Origin of the sequence: Variovorax sp. SRS16 (assembly GCF_901827165.1) — a bacterium.
Taxonomy (GTDB): Bacteria; Pseudomonadota; Gammaproteobacteria; order Burkholderiales; family Burkholderiaceae_C; genus Variovorax.
The window spans coordinates 3,082,300-3,099,080 of record NZ_LR594666.1; the positions used below are offsets into that span (position 1 = coordinate 3,082,300).

The following is a 16,781-nucleotide window of genomic DNA, read 5'->3' on the forward strand; positions in this document are numbered from 1 at the left end:
GTCGCGCCCGGGGCTTTGCTGCAGGCAACCGACGCGGCGCAACCTCCATCGAAGGCCTCCATGAAGCTACCTTTCGTGCCGTCCCTCACCATCTCCACGCTGGCGGTCATCGTGCTGGCGCTCGCGTGGCAGATCGTCAGCACGTCCGGCTGGATACCGCAGGGCTATCTGCCGAGTCCCGCGGAGCTGTTCCGCGAGACGGTGGTGCTGGTCAGGGAAGGCTACAAGGACGCCTCGCTGTGGCAGCACATCGAGATCAGCCTCTACCGGACGCTGGCCGGCTTCGCTCTGGGCGTGCTGTTCGGCGTGCCGCTCGGACTGCTGACGGGCTTCAGCCGCGTCGGCGGCGCGATCGCGTCGCCGATCATGGCCTTCGTGCGCCCGATCCCGCCGATCGCGTTCATTCCGATGGTGGTCCTCTACTTCGGCCTGGGCGAGGTCGGCAAGGTGATCCTGATCTTCTGGACCTCCTTCAACTACGTGCACGTCAACGCGCATGCCGGCGCGGCCAACGTGCCCATCGCCTACCTGCGGGCCGCCAAGTCGCTCGGCCTGACGCGGTTCCAGCTGTTCACGCGCATCGTCTTCCCGGCCTCCATCCCGCAGATCTTCACCGGCCTGAAGGTGGCCATGGCGCTGAGCTGGGCGGTCGTCGTGGCGGCCGAACTGACCGGTGCCCAGTCGGGCCTGGGCTACATGATCGCCGACGCCGCGCTGACCTTCCGCATCCCCGTCGTGTTCATCGGCATCGCGCTGATCGGCGCGATCGGCCTGCTGCTGAACCTGTTCCTCAACCTGCTCGAGTCGCGCCTGGTGCACTGGCGCGGACGCTGAGCCTGGAGACTCCATTGATCGACAAACTCAAAGACTCGGCGGCCGCCGCCGTCGCGGCCGTGCGAAGCGGCAGCGTCATCCTCGTCGGCGGCTTCGGCGACATCGGCGTGCCGCTCGAACTGGTCGATGCGCTGGCCAGCCGCGACGTCCATGACCTGACGCTGGTGTCCAACAATGCCGGCACCGGCGAGCGCGGCCTCTCGCTGCTCTTCAAGCACCGGCGCGTCAGCCGCCTGATCGCCTCCTTCCCTTCGCAGCAGGGCGCCGACCATTTCTTCGCCGCCCATGCGGAAGGCGGCGTCGAGGTCGAGCTGGTTCCGCAGGGCACGCTGGCCGAACGCCTGCGTGCCGGCGGCTCCGGCCTCGCCGGCTTCTTCACGCCCACCGGCTACGGCACCGAGCTGACGGCAGGCAAGGAAACGCGCGTGATCGACGACCGCGGCTATGTGTACGAGAAGGCCATCGTCGGCGACTTCGCGCTGGTGGCCGCGCACCGTGCCGACCGCTCCGGCAACCTGCGCTATCGGCTGGCCAGCCGCAACTTCAATCCGCTGATGGCGATGGCCGCGCGCCACACCATCGCGCAGGTCCGGGAGCTCGTGCCGCTGGGCGACATCGACCCGGACGACGTGCACACACCCGGCGTGTTCGTCAACCAGATCGTGGAGACGCTGCAATGAGCAGGGGCTGGAGCGACACCGAGCTCGCTCGCCGCGTGGCGGCCGAGCTGCCGGACGGCGCCTGCGTCAACCTGGGCATCGGCCTGCCGACGGCGGTCGCGGGCCACCTACCGGCCGGGGTGGACGTGCTGCTGCACAGCGAGAACGGCATCATCGGCATGGGCCCCGACCCGCTGCCGGGCCAGGCCGACCCCGACATCGTGAATGCGGGCAAGAAGCCGGTGACGCTGGTGCGCGGCGCGGCCATCGTCCATCAGGCCGATTCCTTCTCGCTGATCCGCGGCGGCCGGCTCGACTACTCGATCCTCGGCGCGCTGCAGGTCTCGGCCGGCGGCGACCTCGCCAACTGGCGCGTGCCCGGCGCCAAGGGCGTGGGCGGTGTCGGCGGCGCGATGGACCTTGCCGTCGGTGCAAAGAAGGTGCTGGTGATGATGCGCCAGACCGGCAAGGACGGGCAGCCCAAGCTGGTGTCCGAATGCTCCTTCCCGCTGACCGCGCCGCGCTGCGTCAGCACCGTGTTCACCGACCTCGGCGTCATCGACTGCACGCACGAGGGCTTCGTGGTGCGCGAACTGGCGCCCGGCGTCACCGAATCCGACATGCGGGCGGCCGTGAGCGGCCCGGTCCAGATCAGGCTCCAGTAGCGCAGCGCGCGACGGATCCATTCCCTTCATCAGACCCACAAGGAGATATCCAGTGTCAAGGTTCAACAAGAAGATCGTCGCCATCACGGGCGGCGGCGGCGGCATGGGCGTGGAGCTCTGCGGACTCTTCCAGTCCGAGGGCGCGAGCGTCGTCGTCATGGACGCCAGCGAGGCCGCCGTGCAGGCCGGCGTGCGCGCGGTCGAGGGCCAGGCGCTCGGCGTGGTCGTCGACGTGGCCAGCGAGGCCAGCGTGGAGCAGGCATTCGCCCGCGTCGTCGAGCAGTACGGCCGCATCGACGTGCTGGTCTGCGCGGCCGGCGTGCGGCCCATGGCGCAGCTGCTCGACCAGGCCACCGCCGAATGGGAGCGCTGCCTGCAGATCAACCTCACCGGTGTCTTCCTGTGCAACCGCGTCGCGGCGCGCCACATGGTGGCGCAGGGCGGCGGCTCGATCATCAACATCGCCTCGATCAACGGCGTGCGCGCCTGCACCGGCATGGGCGCGTACAACGTGTCCAAGGCCGGCGTGATCGCGCTGACCCAGACCCTGGCCTGCGAGGTGGCGCCGCAGAAGGTGCGCGTCAACGCCATCCTGCCGGCGCAGATCGAGACGCCGATGATCAAGGAGCAGGTCGGCGAGGAACGCCGCCGGCGCGAGGAGCGCATTCCGATGGGCCGCTACGGCAAGCCGCACGAGATCGCCAGCGCGGTGGCCTTCCTGGCCTCCGACGATGCGTCCTTCATGACCGGCCATGCGATGGCGGTCGACGGCGGCTATCTCGCGTTCGGCTTCAGGCCGGCGGTCTACGCCTGAAAGGAGACGACATGAATCTCACGTTCAAGGAAGTCGACCAGATTCTTCGCATCATCGAGGAATTCCCCGCCGCCGAAGTCCGCTTCGAATACGGCGACCTCAAGCTGCACGTGCGCCGCGAGACCGCGCGCGAAGCGGGCAGCGCCGCGCCTGCGGGCATGGCATCGGCCGCCGCTGCGCTCGCACCCGCTGCGGCGCCGGCTGCGGCCGCACCGGCGCAGCCGAAGCCCGCCACTGCGGCGCCGGCCAGGGCCAAACAACTGTCGGCGCCCGAACAGCGCGAGGGCCTGGTGCCCGTGACCGCGCCGATGATGGGCGTCTACTACGCCGCGCCCTCGCCGGACGCCGCGCCCTTCGCCACCGTGGGCCAGAAGGTGTCGGAGAGCTCGGACCTCTGCATCATCGAAGTGATGAAGGTCATGAACACGATCAAGGCGCCGTGCGCCGGCACCGTGGTCGAGATCGTCGCCGCCAACGCCGCGATGGTGGAGCAAGGCAGCGCGATGCTGTGGATCCGCCCCGACGCGGCCCGGAGCTGAGCATGGCCGTTGTCAATAACAAGCCCTGCGCCATCGCGGGCGTCGCCGAGTCCGACCTGGGCACGGTGCCGGACCGCACGGCCACCGACCTCGCGGTCCAGGCCTCGCTCGCGGCGCTCGACGATGCCGGATTGAAAGTCTCGCAGGTGGACGCCGTATTCACCTGCAACCTGTCGCGCTTCTCGGCCATCCAGCTGTCGGAACATCTGGGCATCCAGCCGCGCTACCTCGACAGCACGCTGGTCGGCGGCGCGTCGTTCGAGATGCATCTGGCCCACGCCTGCGCCGCCATCCAGGCCGGACTGTGCGAGGTCGCGCTGATCGCCTATGGCAGCGTGCAGCGTTCGAAGCGGGCGCGCAAGCTCGAAGGCTTCGTCGAGTCGGGCACCTCGGCCGCGCAATACGAGACCGTGTACGCGCCGCTCTACCCGCTGTCTTTCTATGCCATGGTGGCCCAGCGCTACATGCACGACTACGGCGCCACGCCGGAGCAGCTGGCGAACGTCGCCGTGTCCGCGCGCCAGTGGGCCGTGCTCAATCCGAAGGCCTTCAAGCGCGAGCCGCTGACGGTCGCGGAAGTGCTCGCCTCGCCGATGGTCAGCTCGCCGCTGCACGCACTGGACTGCTGCCTCGTCACGGATGGCGGCGGCGCGGTCATCGTCACCTCGCTGGAGCGCGCGAAGACGCTGGCCAGGCGGCCGGTGCAGGTGCTCGGCTACGCGGAGACCACCACCCACGACGCGATGTCGCAGGTGCCCGATCTGCTGCACCACGGCTCCGCCGTCACCGGCGCGCGCGCGCTCGGCATGGCGGGCGTCACGACGAAGGAGATCGACGTCATCCAGATCTACGACGCGTTCACCATCAACGTGCTGGTCGGCCTGGAGAACCTCGGCTTCTGCCAGCCCGGCGAGGCCGCCGCGCTGGTGGCCGACGGACGCATCGGCCCCGGCGGCTCGCTGCCGGTCAACACGCAGGGCGGCGGCCTGTCGTACTGCCATCCGGGCATGTTCGGCATCTTCCTGCTCATCGAGGCCGTGCGCCAGCTGCGCGGCGAGTGCGGCGAGCGCCAGGTGCCGAAAGCCGAGACAGCGCTCTGCCACGCGACGGGTGGCATTTTCAGCGCGCATGCAAGCGTCGTATTGGGAGTACGTTGATGGGCCTGCAAAGATCACTGCCGGAAACCGACGGCTACGCCGGCGCCTACTGGAAGGCCGCCTCCGAGGGCAAGCTGCTGATCCAGCGCTGCGCCGCCTGCGGAAAGCACCAGCACTACGCGAGGCCGTTCTGCCTGGCCTGCGGCGAACGCGATCCGGCCTGGGTGCCGGCATCCGGCAAGGGCACCGTGTGGTCCTTCACGACGGTGCATCGCGGTCCTTACGAGGACCTGCCGACGCCCTACGTCGTGGCGCTGGTGCGGCTGGAAGAAGGCGTGGTGCTGCTCTCGCACATCGTCGACGCGAAGCCCGACAAGGTGCAGTGCGACCTGCCGGTCGAGCTGCTGTTCCAGGACTTCCGCGAAGGCGTGCGGCTGCCGGTCTTCCGTCTTCGGGAGCGCGGGCAATGAGGCGCGTGCTGATCGCCAACCGCGGCGAGATCGCGCTGCGCATCGTGCGCGCCTGCAAGGAGCTCGGCCTCGAGACCGTGGCCGTGTATTCGGATGCCGACAGCGAATCGCGCCATGTCCAGCTCTGCGACATGTCGCTGCGCCTCGGTCCGCCCGCGGCCAAGCACAGCTACCTCGACAAGACGCTCGTCATCCAGGCCGCCAAGGCCACCGGCGCGGATGCCATCCACCCGGGCTACGGCTTCCTGTCCGAGGATGCGGATTTCGCCGAGCGCTGCGCCGCCGAAGGGCTGGTGTTCGTCGGCCCGGCGCCGGATGCGATTCGCCAGATGGGCGACAAGATCGCGGCCAAGAAACTGGCCGAGTCGATCGGCGTTCCGCTCGTGCCGGGCGGCAACATCGAGCCCGGCGCGGACCTCGACAAGCTCGCGCGCACGCTGCCCTACCCCGTGCTGCTCAAGGCAGCGGCCGGCGGCGGCGGACGCGGCATGCGCGTGGTCGAGCAGGCCGCCGATTTCGCGGCGTCCCTCATGCAGGCCAGCAACGAGGCGCAGGAGGCCTTCGGCGACGGCACCGTGTACTGGGAAACCTACATCGGCAACGCGCGGCACATCGAGGTGCAGGTCCTCAGCGATGCGCACGGCAACCACGTGCACCTGGGCGAACGCGACTGCTCGCTGCAGCGCCGGCACCAGAAGCTGCTCGAGGAAAGCCCGAGCCCGATGCTGACCAGCGACCTGCGCAACGATCTCTGCGGCGCGGCGGTGCGCATCGTGCGCACGCTCGACTACCGCGGCGCCGGCACCATCGAGTTCCTCTACGACGCCGACCGCCGCAGTTTCCACTTCATCGAGATGAACACGCGCATCCAGGTGGAGCATCCGGTGACGGAGGCGGTGCACGGGATCGACCTGGTGCGCGAGCAGCTGCGCATCGCGATGGGCCTGCCGATCGACGAGCGCGTGCGCCATGCCAAGACCGCTGGCTGGTCCATCGAATGCCGCATCAACGCCGAAGACCCGGACCATGGCTTCATGCCCTCGCCGGGCCGCATCACGCGCCTGGTGCTGCCGGGCGGCCCGGGCGTGCGCGTCGACACGCACTGCGAGGCCGGCAGCCTGGTGTCGCCCTACTACGACTCGATGATCGCCAAGCTGATCGTCTGGGACGTCGACCGCGAGCATGCGCGCCGCCGGATGCTGCGCGCGCTCGAGGAGTTCGTGATCGAGGGACTGACCACCACGATCCCCTTCCACATCCGCCTGCTCAGGTCGGATGCCTTCGCCAAGTCCGCCTACAACACGCGCTGGATCGAAAAGGCCGCGCAACAGGAGCTCGCAGCATGAAGCAGATGAAATTCATGGACATCACGCTGCGCGACGCGCAGCAGTGCCTCTGGGCCACGCGCATGACGACCAGCGAGATGACGCCGATCGCCGAAACGATGGACAACGCCGGCTTCTCGGTCATCGACCTGACCGGCGGCGCGGCCATCGACTCCGCGATGATGTACCTCGCCGAAGATCCGTTCGAGCGCATCCGCGTGCTGTCGGGCCTGATCACGAAGACGCCGCTCAACTTCAACACGCGCGGCCAGAGCATCTTCCGCTGGATGCAGTACGCCGACGACGTGACCGAGTTCACGCTCGAGGTGATGCGGCGCAACGGCATCCGTTCGGTGATGGTGTTCGACGCGCTCAACGACATGCGCAACCTCGAATACTCGGTGAAGGTCGCCAAGCGGCTGGACATGCACATCATCGGCGCCGTCACCTACACGGTCAGCCCGGTGCATACCGACGCGCATTTCGTGCAGCGCACCAAGGACCTGGTGGCCCTCGGCGTGCATGCGCTGGAGATCAAGGACCCGAGCGGGCTGCTCACGCCGGAGCGGGTCGCGCACCTGATCCCGGCCCTGCGCAAGGTCACGCCGGGCCTCGAGTTGCAACTGCGTTCGCACTGCACGCTGGGCCACGGCCTGGACACCTACCTCGAAACGCTGAAGCTCGGCGAAAACGGCGTCGATCTCATGCACACGGCCAGCCGGCCGCTGGCCTACGGCTACTCGCTGCCGAGCCACGATGCGATCCTGGATGCGCTGCCCGCGCACGGCTACGGCACGCCGGTCGATCGCGCCGCCATCGACGAGATGCAGAGCTACTTCTCCATGCTCACGCGCCGCAGCGGCCGGCCCGAGGGCAAGGTGCTGCCGGTGCAATCGGTCGACGAAGGCCATCAGGTGCCGGGCGGCATGATGAGCAACCTGGTGCAGCAGCTCACCGACCAGGGCCAGGCGCACCGGCTGCCCGAAGTGCTCGACGAGATCGTGCGTGTGCGCGAGGACCTCGGCTACCCGATCCTGGTGAGCCCGATGGCGCAGTACGTCGGCACCCAGGGCGTGCTCAACGTGCTGAGCGGCAAGCGCTACCAGATGGTGCCGCAGGAAATCAAGCAGTACGTGCTGGGCTACTACGGCAAGGTCGTCGGCACCATCGACCCGCAGGTGCGCGAGCTGATCGCCGGCGACGAGAAGGAAATCGACGTGCCGCCGGGCCAGACCATCGAGCCGGCGATGGCGCGCTACCGGCGCGAACTCGGTCCCTGCGCGTCCGACGAGGAGCTCGCGCTCAAGATCTTCTATTCGGCCAAGACGGTGGAGGACAACCGCGTCGCGCGGCTCAACGTCGGCAAGTGGACGCATGCGACCAACGCCGCCGCGCTCCTGGCCAAGGAGCTGCTGGGCAAGAAGAACATCGAGGTCTGCGAGGTCCGCAAGAAGGACTTCTATTTCTCCGCCAACCACAACGACAGCGCGGCCGCCACGGTCGCTTGAAGAAAGAACACACCATGGTCCAGATCGAAATCATCCTGTTCCGCAACCACATGACGCTGGAGGAGCAGCACCGCTGGTGGCTCGAAGACCACGCGCCGATCGCGCGCCGCATGCCGGGCCTGCGCGGCTACACCATCAACCTGGCCGATCGCGGCGAAGGCAACGAGGAGCCCGACATCTGCGGCACCGACACCCTGAGCTTCGACGACTGGGAGGCCGCGATGGTCGCCTACAAGTCGCTGGAATGGAGCGCGGCCCGGGCGCACACCGAGGCCTCCGGCGCCAAGGTGCTGCGCACCTGGATCAAGCCCCAGGTGAAGATCGTCTAGCGGGACGCGGGCCATGACCGTCGAAGCCTCTCGGGGCGGCGCCGCCGATGCGGCCTATGAAACCGCTCTCAGCCGGATGGCCGATGCTGCGGTTAAAGTCCATCGAGATCCCGTCGGCTTCCAGGCGGGGCATTGACCCGGCAAACGCACGACGATGAACAGCCCCCGGCCCCTGGCCGACGACTCCCGGCCGGACCTGGCGCGCCGCAGCGTCGCCGCCATCTGGCACCCCTGCACGCAGATGCAGCGCGCGGCCACGGTGCCGCCGCTGGCGATGGTGCGCGGCGACGGCCCCTGGCTCTTCGACGAGGCGGGACGACGCTACTTCGACGCCACCAGTTCCTGGTGGGTCAACCTGTTCGGCCATGCCGATGCGCGCATCAACGCCGCCGTGAAGGCGCAGCTCGACACGCTGCCGCACATCATGCTGGCCGGCTGCACGCATGCGCCGGCGGTCGAGCTGGCCGAGCGCCTCTCGGCGCTCACCGACGGCGTGCTCGGCCATTGCTTCTTCGCCAGCGACGGCGCCTCGGCGGTCGAGATCGCGCTCAAGATGAGCTTTCATCACTGGCGCAACCGCGGGCGCGAGACCAAGCGCGAATTCGCCTGCCTGCGCCACGGCTACCACGGCGAGACGCTCGGCGCCCTGGCGGTCACCGACGTGCAGGTGTTCCGCGATGCCTACGATCCCTTGCTGATGCGCGCGCACCAGGTGATGTCGCCCGATGCGCGCCAGGCGGCGGACGGCGAATCCGCGGCCGATGTCGCGCGGCGCGCGGCGGCCGAACTCGAAGCGCTGTTCGAAGCCCGGCACGCGCACATCGCCGCCTTCATCCTCGAGCCGCTGGTGCAGGGCGCGGCCGGCATGGCGATGCACGACCCGTCGTACCTGCGTGCGGTGCGAGCCCTCTGCGACCGCTACGAGGTGCACCTGATCGCCGACGAGATCGCCGTCGGCTGCGGACGCACCGGCAGCTTCTTCGCGTTCGAGCAGGCCGTGCCGGCGGGCGAGCCGCGCATCTGGCCCGACCTGGTCTGCCTGTCCAAGGGCATCAGCGGCGGCTACCTGCCGCTGTCGCTGGTGCTCTCGCGCGATGCCATCTACGAGGCCTTCCTCGACGACGACGTGGCGCGCGGCTTCCTGCACTCGCATTCGTACTCCGGCAATGCGCTGGCCTGCCGCGCGGCGCTGGCGGTGCTCGACCGCTTCGCCGAGGACGGCGTGCTGCGGCGCAACCGCGAGCAGGCTGCGGTCCTCACTGAAGCGCTCGCGCCGCTGGCGAGCGATCCGCGCATCGAGCACCTGCGCCAGCGCGGCATGATCTGGGCCTTCGACGTGCGCGAAGCGCATGCCGGCGCGCGCTTCGCCGAACGCTTCCATCTCGCGGGCCGGGCCAACGAGTTGCTGATCCGTCCGATCGGCCGCACCGTCTATCTGCTGCCGCCCTATGTGCTGGACAGCACCTTGTCGTCGTGGCTTGCCGAGCGCGTGCTCGCGACCCTGGACGACACCCTGAACTTCAACCCCATAGATGCTGATCGACCACCTGAACCGGCAACTGCGTGAGCGCGAAGCGCAGGGCCTGCGCCGGCAGCGCCGCACGGCCGAATCGCCCTGCGCGCCGCAACAGCGTGCCACCCTGCCCGGCCAGGCGGCGCGCGACCTGCTCGCGTTCTGCAGCAACGACTACCTGGGCCTGGCCAATCACCCGACGCTGATCGAAGCACTGGCCGAAGGCGCACGCCGCCACGGCGCGGGCAGCGGCGCCTCGCACCTGATCAGCGGCCACTCCGAAGCGCATGCCGCGCTCGAAGAAGACCTGGCCGCATGGATGGCACCCTGCATCCCCGATGCACAAGCCCTGACCTTCTGCACCGGCTACATGGCCAACCTGGCGCTGCTCACCGCACTGGGCGATGCCAGCGCCACCGTCTTCGCCGACAAGCTCAACCATGCCTCGCTGATCGACGGCGCGCTGCTTGCCAAGGCGCCGATGCAGCGCTACGCGCACCGCAACCTGCGCGTGCTGGCGGAGCAGCTCGCGCGCTGCACGACGCCGGTCAAGCTGATCGTGACCGATGCGGTCTTCAGCATGGACGGCGACCTGGCCGACCTGCCCGAACTGCTCGCGCTGGCCGAGCGCTTCGATGCCTGGCTGATCGTCGACGATGCGCATGGCTTCGGCGTGCTCGGTGCACAGGGCCGCGGCAGTCTCTCGCACTTCGGGCTTTGCAGCGAACGGCTGATCTGCATGGGCACGCTGGGCAAGGCCGCGGGCCTGGGCGGCGCCTTCGTGGCCGCGCATCCGAGCGTGATCGACTGGCTGGTGCAGACCGCGCGTCCCTACATCTACACCACGGCCACGCCGCCGGCCCTGGCGCATGCCTTGCGCGCGAGCCTGCGGCTCATCGGCGGCGACGAAGGCGAACGGCGGCGCACGCAATTGCGGGAATCGATCCGCCTGCTGCGCACGCAGCTCGCGGCACTGATCACATCGCGGCCTGGCCTCGGCTGGCAACTGGCCGCCTCGGACACCGCGATCCAGCCGCTGATCGTCGGCGACAACGCCACCGCGCTGGCGCTCGCGGCGGCGCTCGATGCGCGCGGGCTGTGGGTGCCGGCGATCCGGCCGCCCACCGTGCCGGTCGGCACCGCGCGGCTGCGCATCACGCTCAGCGCCGCGCACACGCCGCAGGATGTGCAGCGCCTGGTCGACGGCCTGACGCACGCGGCCGATGCCTTGTTGTCGGAGGCCACGGCATGAAGCCAGCCCATGCGCTGCACGGCTGCTTCGTCACCGGCACCGACACCGAGATCGGCAAGACCCGCATCAGCGCGGCGCTGCTGCATGTGTTCGCAGAGGCGGGCCGGCGCTCGGCCGGCCTCAAGCCGGTGGCCGCCGGCATCGACCTGATCGACGGCCAGCGCGTCAACGAGGACGTGCGCGCGCTGCGCGATGCCGGCTCGCTGCCGCTGACCGATGCCGAGGTCGGCCCGATGCAGTTCGAGGCCGCCTGCGCACCGCACATCGCGGCCGCGCTCGAAGGCCGCGCCATCGACCGCCGCGCCCTGCTGGATGCGGCCTGTGCCCTGGCCGCGCGTGCCGACGTGCTGGTGGTCGAAGGCGTCGGCGGCTTCTGCGTGCCGCTCGGTGCCGACTGGGACACCGCCGATCTCGCCGCCGACCTGGGCCTGCCCGTGGTGCTGGTCGTCGGCCTGCGGCTGGGCTGCATCAGCCATGCGCTGCTCACCGCCGAAGCCATTCGTTCGCGCGGCCTCAGGCTGGCCGGCTGGGTCGGCAACCGCGTCGTGCGCGACATGCCCTGGGCCGACGACAACGTGGCCGCGCTGCGCCATGAATTCGAACGCCGGCATGGCGCGCCCTGCCTGGGCGTCGTGCCCTGGCTGGCCGATCCGTCGCCGGCGGCCGTGGCCGCTCATCTGGATATCGCCGCACTGCACGGCGTCCTTGCTTCAAGCTCTTCCGTTTTCTCTTCCTGAAGGAACCCATGACCACGCTCGCCTCCATCCCCGTCGACACGCTGCGCAAGTCCATCCCCCGAGCCGCCGTGGCGCCGTCGGCGCCCCCGCGCTGGTCGGTCGCCGATGTCGAAGCGCTCTACGCGCTGCCCTTCATGGACCTGATGTTCCGCGCCCAGCAGGTGCACCGCGCGCACTTCGACGCCAACGAAGTGCAGCTGTCGACCCTGCTGTCCATCAAGACCGGCGGCTGCGCCGAGGACTGCGGCTACTGCCCCCAGTCCTCCCATTTCGATACCGGCGTCGAAGCCAGCAAGCTCATGCCCGTGGCCGAAGTGCTCGAAGCCGCCCAGGCCGCCAAGGCCCAGGGCGCCACGCGCTTTTGCATGGGCGCGGCCTGGCGCAGCCCGAAGGAGCGCGACATGGAGAAGGTCACCGAGATGGTCCGCGAAGTGCGCGCCCTCGGCCTCGAGACCTGCATGACGCTGGGCATGCTCGAAGCCGAACAGGCGCAGGCCCTGAAGGATGCGGGCCTGGACTATTACAACCACAACCTCGACAGCGCCCCCGACTTCTACGGCGACATCATCAGCACCCGCACCTACCAGGACCGGCTCGATACGCTGGGCCATGTGCGCGAGGCCGGCATCAACGTCTGCTGCGGCGGCATCGTCGGCATGGGCGAGAGCCGGGTGCAGCGCGCCGGCCTGATCGCGCAGCTGGCCAACCTCGATCCCTATCCGGAATCGGTGCCCATCAACAACCTGGTGGCCGTGCCGGGCACGCCGCTGGCGGACACGCCGGCGCTCGATCCCTTCGAATTCGTGCGCACGATTGCGGTGGCGCGCATCACCATGCCGGGCACCATGGTGCGCCTGTCGGCCGGGCGCGAGCAGATGGACGAAGCCTTGCAGGCGCTGTGCTTCGCGGCCGGCGCCAACTCGATCTTCTATGGCGACAAGCTGCTGACCACCAGCAACCCGCAGGCCGAGCGCGACCGGGCGCTGTTCGAGCGGCTGGGCCTGAAGGTGCAGGGCGAGCGGCCGGCCGAGCGCAGCGCCCAGGCTTCATGAGCGCAGTCCTCGATGCGCCGCTCGCGGCGTTGAGGCACCCGATCGTCGACGCCGCCTTCCTGGCCGACCCCTATCCCGCCTACCGCGCGCTGCGCGAGGCCGGGCCGGTCCACTGGAGCGAGGAGTTCTTCGGCGGCGCCTGGCTGCTCACGCGCCATGCGGACGTGGAGAAGGTGCTGCGCGATGCGCGCTTCTCGGCGCAGCGCACGGGCGGCTGGGTCCGCAACGCCGAGGCGGTGCCGGGTGAGCTGTCGCGCTTCCAGCAGGTCTTCGCGCGCGCGATGCTCTTCGTCGATGCGCCCGATCACACGCGGCTGCGCAAGCTGATGAACGCGGGCTTCCGGCCCGAGCTGCTGCAGCGGCTGGCACCGTTCATGGAACAGGCCATCGACGATCTGCTGGATGCCGTCGAGGGCGCAGCCAGCTTCGACTTCATGCAGGCCGTGGCACGGCCACTGCCGATGCGCGTGATGACCCGGCTGATGGGCATCGAGGCGGCGACGCACGAGGCTTTCGCGGCCTGGTCCGACGATCTGTCGGCCTTCATCGGCGCACCTGCACCGACGCGCGAACTCGCACGGCGCGCGCAGACGAGCCTGCTGGCGATGACGCGCTACTTCGAAGAAGAGTTGCCGCACAAGCGGCGCCATCCCGGCGACGATCTGCTGAGCCTGCTGGCGCAGGCCGAGGCGGCGGGCGGGATCGAGGGCGGCGCCGAGCTGCTGGCGCAGTGCGCGATGCTGCTGTTCGCAGGCCATGAGACCACGCGCAATCTGCTGGGCAACGGGTTGAAGGCCTTGCTGGACCATCCGGCGCAGTGGCAGCGCCTGCAGCGCGAGCCGGCCTTGCTGCCTGGCGCGGTGCGCGAGCTGCTGCGCTATGACAGCCCGGTGCAGTACACGGGCCGGCGGGTGGCGACCGATCTGGTGCTGCACGGGCAGCTGCTGCGGCGCGGGGATCTGGTGGTGGCGCTGATCGGTGCGGCCAATCGGGATCCGGCGCGCCATGCGCAGCCGGATGCGCTCGATGTCGCGCGCGAGGACGTGGGCTCGCTGTCCTTCGGCTCGGGGCCGCATGCGTGCATCGGCGCGGCGCTCACGCGCATGGAGGCGCAGGCGGTGTTCGGTGCGCTGCTGCAGCGCTGGCCGGGCTTGCGATCGGCCGATGGCGTCGCGCAGTGGAATGGCAACCCGGTCTATCGCGGGTTGAACGCGCTGAACGTGCAGGCCTGAGCCGTCCCCGGCGCTACCTGGCCAGCGCAGCCTTCGCCGCGGACTTCTTCGCCGGCACCGACTTGCGCGCGGCCGCCCGGTCGCGCGGCTCGAGAAACTCCAGCACCACGTCGCAGATGTGCGCGCGCCATTTGGCACGCCGCGGCCGCGTCATCAGGTCGGCACCGATCCAGCGCGAACAGGTGTACTGGTTGGAAACGTAGAAGAAGCCGAGCGACATGATCGTCATCAGCACATGCTCCGATGACACGTCGGTGCGGAACACGCCTTTCGCCTGACCGCTGGCCAGCAGCGCCGACACCGTCTCCACCAATGGGAACGAGGTCCGCTCGACCTGCGCCGAGGCCTGGATGTGCTTGCCGCGCAGCAGGTTCTCGTTCATCAAGAGGCGCACGAGATCGGGATGCGTGACGTAGTGGTCCCACGAATGCTCGACCAGCTGGCGCATGCCCTCGACGGGATCGCTGGGCATCACGAAGTCGCGCTGCGCGCCGATCATGTCGGCGTAGATCTTTTCGAGCACCGCCTGGTAGAGCCGCTCCTTGTTGCCGTAGTAGTAGTACAGCATGCGGTCCACGGTCTTCGCGCGCTGGCTGATGCGCTCGATGCGCGCGCCCGCGAAGCCATGCTCCGAGAACTCGAACACCGCCGCGTCGAGGATGCGCGCCTCGAGCTGCTCGGAGCGCGGCTGCGGTGCGCCGCGCCGCGTCGGGCCGCCCCCTTCGGTGCCCCCCGCCGCGGCGGCCTTGGCCGGTGCGCCGGGTTCGATGCTGGGGTCCAACGATTTTTTTCTGGGCATTGCCGCTTCTCTTCTTGTCCTGGCTTCGTATTCTGGCCTATGCCCGCACGCGCCCGTCCACGCCCGGATCCGGACGCGGCGCGGCATCGCCGGCCGGCTTCGACGCCGCGCCGCCGATGCGCAGGCGCTTCGGCGGCGCCAATGCCAGCATGCGTCCGAACACGCCGACCGGAAAGAACACCACCACCACCACGAACACGCCGCCGAGCAAGAGCAGCCAGTAGTTGCCGAAGCGCTCGGACAGCGCCGACTCGACGCTGCGCACCAGGATCGCGCCGAGGAAGGCGCCCATCAGCACGCCGCGGCCGCCGACCGCGACCCAGATCAGCACCTCGGTCGACAGCGAGAAGCCGATCAGCGTCGGCGACACGAAGCCGAAGAACTTGGCGAACATCGCGCCGGCCAGTGCCGACACCATGGCCGAGAGCACGAAGGCGATGGTCTTGTGCAGTGCGACGTTGTAGCCGAGGAAGGTGGCGCGGCGGTCGTTGTCGCGCACCGCCGCGAGCACGGTGCCGAAGGGCGTGCGCGTCAGCCAGCGCAGCAGCGCATAGACGCCGAGCGCGACCGCGAAGGCCAGCAGGTACTGGGCCGTCGAGTCCGGCACGCGGTCGGCGATGAAGGCCGGCAGGTCGAGCGGCGCGATGCCGAACAGGCCGTTGTTGCCGCCCACGAAATCCCAGCGGCCGGTGGCCGTTTCGACGATCACGGCGGCGCACAGCGTGACGACGCCGAAGTAGGCGCCGGCGAGGCCGCGGCCATAGAACAGCATCGAGCCGAGCACCGCCGCCGCCAGCCCGCTGACGGCAAAGGCCAGCATGAGGCCGTTGAAGGTGCTGGGCGCGATGCCCGGCAGCATGCCGAGCGAAGTCAGACCCATCGCATAGGCGCCGAGCCCGAAGAAGATCGCCTGCCCGAAGGACAGCACGCCGACGTGGCCCCACAGGAAGCCGAGGCCGAGCGCGAAGATGCCGTAGGTCATGAACTGCGCGAGCTGCGACTGCGCCCATTCGCCGAGCACCAGCGGCACCAGGCCGAGCGCGAGCCAGATGACGGGCGTCGCCCATCCGCGCGAGAGAGCGAAGCGCTTCATGGCCGGCGCCTTCCGAACAGGCCGCTCGGGAACAGCCGGATGATCACGATGGCCAGCGAGAACACCACGATCTGCGCGAACACCGGATCGCGCAGCGCCGCGAGGCCGGTGCTGCCGCCGGAGATCAACGCCGCGCCGACCACCACGCCGACGAAGCTGCTGGCGCCGCCGACCAGGATCGAGAGGAAGGATGGAATCAGGAAGCCGGCGCCCATCTGCGGATCCACGCTCATCAGCGGCGCCATCGCGGCGCCCGCGAAGCCGGCCAGCGCCGCGCCCGCCATGAAGGTGCCGACGTCGAGCCGGCGTGTGTTGACGCCCAGCGAGGCGGCCATCGCGCGGTTGGCGATGACGCCGCGGATGGTCAGGCCCACGTGGGTGCGGTAGAGCAGCACGAAGGTCAGCGCCGTGAGCACCACCGAGGCGCCCATCACGAACAGCCGGTAGCCCGGATAGGCCATGCCCAGCACGCTCACCGTGACGCCCAGCGGATCGGGCACGCTCTGCGAAGTCGGGCCGAAGATCACCACGATCAGTTGCTTGAGCATCAGCGACAGGCCCCAGGTCGCGAGGATCGAATCGATGAAGCGGTGGTAGACGAAGCGCACCACCGTCTGCTCGACGATCCATCCGACTGCGGCCAGCACCAGCGGCGCGAGCAGCAGCGACCACCAGAAAGGCCAGCCGGCGCGCGTCGCGGCCACGGCGGTGTAGGCGCCGAGCAGAAAGAACTCCCCGTGCGCCATGTTGATCACGTTCATCAGCCCGAAGATGATCACCAGCCCGAGCGCCACCAGCAGCAGCACGAGGAAGAAGCTGGTGCTGTCGAGCACCAGGGCCAGGAAGTTCGCGGTCGTCATCGG

The 16,781-nt window shown here is 69.4% G+C and carries 19 protein-coding genes; 16 read left to right on the forward strand and 3 right to left on the reverse strand.

The features are described 5' to 3' along the window. Positions 1 to 60: 60 nt before the first annotated feature. Genes E5P2_RS14930 through E5P2_RS15000 form a run of 16 tightly spaced genes read left to right on the forward strand, consistent with a single transcriptional unit; the run spans position 61 to position 14,026 of the window. On the forward strand, positions 61 to 834 hold the full coding sequence (locus tag E5P2_RS14930; protein ID WP_162567916.1) for an ABC transporter permease: 774 nt from the start codon (positions 61 to 63) through the stop codon (positions 832 to 834). 14 nt (positions 835 to 848) lie between these two features. After that, positions 849 to 1,514, forward strand: coding sequence for a 3-oxoacid CoA-transferase subunit A (locus E5P2_RS14935; protein ID WP_162567917.1), 666 nt, complete (start codon positions 849 to 851; stop codon positions 1,512 to 1,514). Beyond that, positions 1,511 to 2,158, forward strand: a complete 648-nt coding sequence (locus E5P2_RS14940) for a 3-oxoacid CoA-transferase subunit B (protein ID WP_162567918.1) — start codon at positions 1,511 to 1,513, stop codon at positions 2,156 to 2,158. Before E5P2_RS14935 ends, E5P2_RS14940 begins: the two co-directional genes overlap by 4 nt. 52 nt (positions 2,159 to 2,210) lie before the next feature. Beyond that, positions 2,211 to 2,972: an SDR family NAD(P)-dependent oxidoreductase gene (locus E5P2_RS14945; protein WP_162567919.1), complete on the forward strand. Its 762-nt coding sequence runs from the start codon at positions 2,211 to 2,213 to the stop codon at positions 2,970 to 2,972. A gap of 11 nt (positions 2,973 to 2,983) precedes the next feature. Further along, positions 2,984 to 3,511, forward strand: a complete 528-nt coding sequence (locus E5P2_RS14950; RefSeq protein WP_162567920.1) for an acetyl-CoA carboxylase biotin carboxyl carrier protein — start codon at positions 2,984 to 2,986, stop codon at positions 3,509 to 3,511. Positions 3,512 to 3,513: 2 nt separating this feature from the next. Continuing rightward, entirely contained in the window at positions 3,514 to 4,668 is a 1,155-nt protein-coding gene (locus E5P2_RS14955; RefSeq protein ID WP_162567921.1) for an acetyl-CoA acetyltransferase, read from the forward strand. Then, the gene (locus tag E5P2_RS14960; protein WP_162567922.1) at positions 4,668 to 5,078 is read left to right on the forward strand and encodes a Zn-ribbon domain-containing OB-fold protein; all 411 of its coding nucleotides are present in this window, start codon (positions 4,668 to 4,670) and stop codon (positions 5,076 to 5,078) included. Before E5P2_RS14955 ends, E5P2_RS14960 begins: the two co-directional genes overlap by 1 nt. Next, positions 5,075 to 6,424 carry an acetyl-CoA carboxylase biotin carboxylase subunit gene (locus E5P2_RS14965; RefSeq protein WP_162567923.1) on the forward strand — a complete coding sequence of 450 codons (1,350 nt, stop codon included), beginning with the start codon at positions 5,075 to 5,077 and terminating at the stop codon, positions 6,422 to 6,424. Before E5P2_RS14960 ends, E5P2_RS14965 begins: the two co-directional genes overlap by 4 nt. Then, positions 6,421 to 7,911 (forward strand): pyruvate carboxylase subunit B, encoded by a 1,491-nt coding sequence (locus E5P2_RS14970; protein ID WP_162567924.1) that lies wholly within the window; start codon positions 6,421 to 6,423, stop codon positions 7,909 to 7,911. Before E5P2_RS14965 ends, E5P2_RS14970 begins: the two co-directional genes overlap by 4 nt. A gap of 14 nt (positions 7,912 to 7,925) precedes the next feature. Continuing rightward, positions 7,926 to 8,240: an EthD family reductase gene (locus E5P2_RS14975; protein ID WP_162567925.1), complete on the forward strand. Its 315-nt coding sequence runs from the start codon at positions 7,926 to 7,928 to the stop codon at positions 8,238 to 8,240. A 13-nt stretch (positions 8,241 to 8,253) separates the two neighbouring features. Beyond that, positions 8,254 to 8,376 (forward strand): hypothetical protein, encoded by a 123-nt coding sequence (locus E5P2_RS38155; protein WP_269475679.1) that lies wholly within the window; start codon positions 8,254 to 8,256, stop codon positions 8,374 to 8,376. Positions 8,377 to 8,394: 18 nt separating this feature from the next. Beyond that, positions 8,395 to 9,807 (forward strand): adenosylmethionine--8-amino-7-oxononanoate transaminase, encoded by a 1,413-nt coding sequence (bioA, locus tag E5P2_RS14980; RefSeq protein ID WP_162567926.1) that lies wholly within the window; start codon positions 8,395 to 8,397, stop codon positions 9,805 to 9,807. Next, complete coding sequence (gene bioF / locus E5P2_RS14985) at positions 9,773 to 11,005, forward strand: 8-amino-7-oxononanoate synthase (protein WP_162567927.1); 1,233 nt, start codon at positions 9,773 to 9,775, stop codon at positions 11,003 to 11,005. Before bioA ends, bioF begins: the two co-directional genes overlap by 35 nt. Next, positions 11,002 to 11,742 (forward strand): dethiobiotin synthase, encoded by a 741-nt coding sequence (gene bioD, locus E5P2_RS14990; RefSeq protein WP_162567928.1) that lies wholly within the window; start codon positions 11,002 to 11,004, stop codon positions 11,740 to 11,742. Before bioF ends, bioD begins: the two co-directional genes overlap by 4 nt. A gap of 8 nt (positions 11,743 to 11,750) precedes the next feature. After that, the gene (gene bioB, locus E5P2_RS14995; protein WP_162567929.1) at positions 11,751 to 12,794 is read left to right on the forward strand and encodes a biotin synthase BioB; all 1,044 of its coding nucleotides are present in this window, start codon (positions 11,751 to 11,753) and stop codon (positions 12,792 to 12,794) included. Continuing rightward, a complete protein-coding gene (locus E5P2_RS15000) occupies positions 12,791 to 14,026 on the forward strand; it encodes a cytochrome P450 (RefSeq protein WP_162567930.1) in 1,236 nt (411 codons plus the stop codon). The genes bioB and E5P2_RS15000 overlap by 4 nt, the downstream gene beginning before the upstream one ends. Positions 14,027 to 14,039: 13 nt before the next feature. On the opposite strand, the gene E5P2_RS15005 is transcribed toward E5P2_RS15000, so the two are convergent. From E5P2_RS15005 to E5P2_RS15015, 3 genes are read right to left on the reverse strand one after another with little or no spacing between them, the layout of a single operon-like run. After that, the gene (locus E5P2_RS15005; protein ID WP_162567931.1) at positions 14,040 to 14,807 is read right to left on the reverse strand and encodes a TetR family transcriptional regulator; all 768 of its coding nucleotides are present in this window, start codon (positions 14,805 to 14,807) and stop codon (positions 14,040 to 14,042) included. A gap of 55 nt (positions 14,808 to 14,862) precedes the next feature. After that, positions 14,863 to 15,918 carry a branched-chain amino acid ABC transporter permease gene (locus E5P2_RS15010; protein ID WP_162567932.1) on the reverse strand — a complete coding sequence of 352 codons (1,056 nt, stop codon included), beginning with the start codon at positions 15,916 to 15,918 and terminating at the stop codon, positions 14,863 to 14,865. Continuing rightward, positions 15,915 to 16,778, reverse strand: coding sequence for a branched-chain amino acid ABC transporter permease (locus tag E5P2_RS15015; protein WP_162567933.1), 864 nt, complete (start codon positions 16,776 to 16,778; stop codon positions 15,915 to 15,917). Before E5P2_RS15015 ends, E5P2_RS15010 begins: the two co-directional genes overlap by 4 nt. Positions 16,779 to 16,781 lie beyond the last annotated feature (3 nt).

Bases quoted from the DNA above. Each gene is read 5' to 3' on its own strand.
- E5P2_RS14930 (WP_162567916.1), top strand. From the start codon at position 61: ATGAAGCTACCTTTCGTGCCGTCCCTCACCATCTCCACGCTGGCGGTC.
- E5P2_RS14940 (WP_162567918.1), top strand. From the start codon at position 1,511: ATGAGCAGGGGCTGGAGCGACACCGAGCTCGCTCGCCGCGTGGCGGCC.
- E5P2_RS14950 (WP_162567920.1), top strand. From the start codon at position 2,984: ATGAATCTCACGTTCAAGGAAGTCGACCAGATTCTTCGCATCATCGAG.
- E5P2_RS14955 (WP_162567921.1), top strand. From the start codon at position 3,514: ATGGCCGTTGTCAATAACAAGCCCTGCGCCATCGCGGGCGTCGCCGAG.
- E5P2_RS14960 (WP_162567922.1), top strand. From the start codon at position 4,668: ATGGGCCTGCAAAGATCACTGCCGGAAACCGACGGCTACGCCGGCGCC.
- E5P2_RS14965 (WP_162567923.1), top strand. From the start codon at position 5,075: ATGAGGCGCGTGCTGATCGCCAACCGCGGCGAGATCGCGCTGCGCATC.
- E5P2_RS14970 (WP_162567924.1), top strand. From the start codon at position 6,421: ATGAAGCAGATGAAATTCATGGACATCACGCTGCGCGACGCGCAGCAG.
- E5P2_RS14975 (WP_162567925.1), top strand. From the start codon at position 7,926: ATGGTCCAGATCGAAATCATCCTGTTCCGCAACCACATGACGCTGGAG.
- E5P2_RS38155 (WP_269475679.1), top strand. From the start codon at position 8,254: ATGACCGTCGAAGCCTCTCGGGGCGGCGCCGCCGATGCGGCCTATGAA.
- bioA (WP_162567926.1), top strand. From the start codon at position 8,395: ATGAACAGCCCCCGGCCCCTGGCCGACGACTCCCGGCCGGACCTGGCG.
- bioF (WP_162567927.1), top strand. From the start codon at position 9,773: ATGCTGATCGACCACCTGAACCGGCAACTGCGTGAGCGCGAAGCGCAG.
- bioD (WP_162567928.1), top strand. From the start codon at position 11,002: ATGAAGCCAGCCCATGCGCTGCACGGCTGCTTCGTCACCGGCACCGAC.
- bioB (WP_162567929.1), top strand. From the start codon at position 11,751: ATGACCACGCTCGCCTCCATCCCCGTCGACACGCTGCGCAAGTCCATC.
- E5P2_RS15000 (WP_162567930.1), top strand. From the start codon at position 12,791: ATGAGCGCAGTCCTCGATGCGCCGCTCGCGGCGTTGAGGCACCCGATC.
- E5P2_RS15010 (WP_162567932.1), bottom strand. From the start codon at position 15,918: ATGAAGCGCTTCGCTCTCTCGCGCGGATGGGCGACGCCCGTCATCTGG.
- E5P2_RS15015 (WP_162567933.1), bottom strand. From the start codon at position 16,778: ATGACGACCGCGAACTTCCTGGCCCTGGTGCTCGACAGCACCAGCTTC.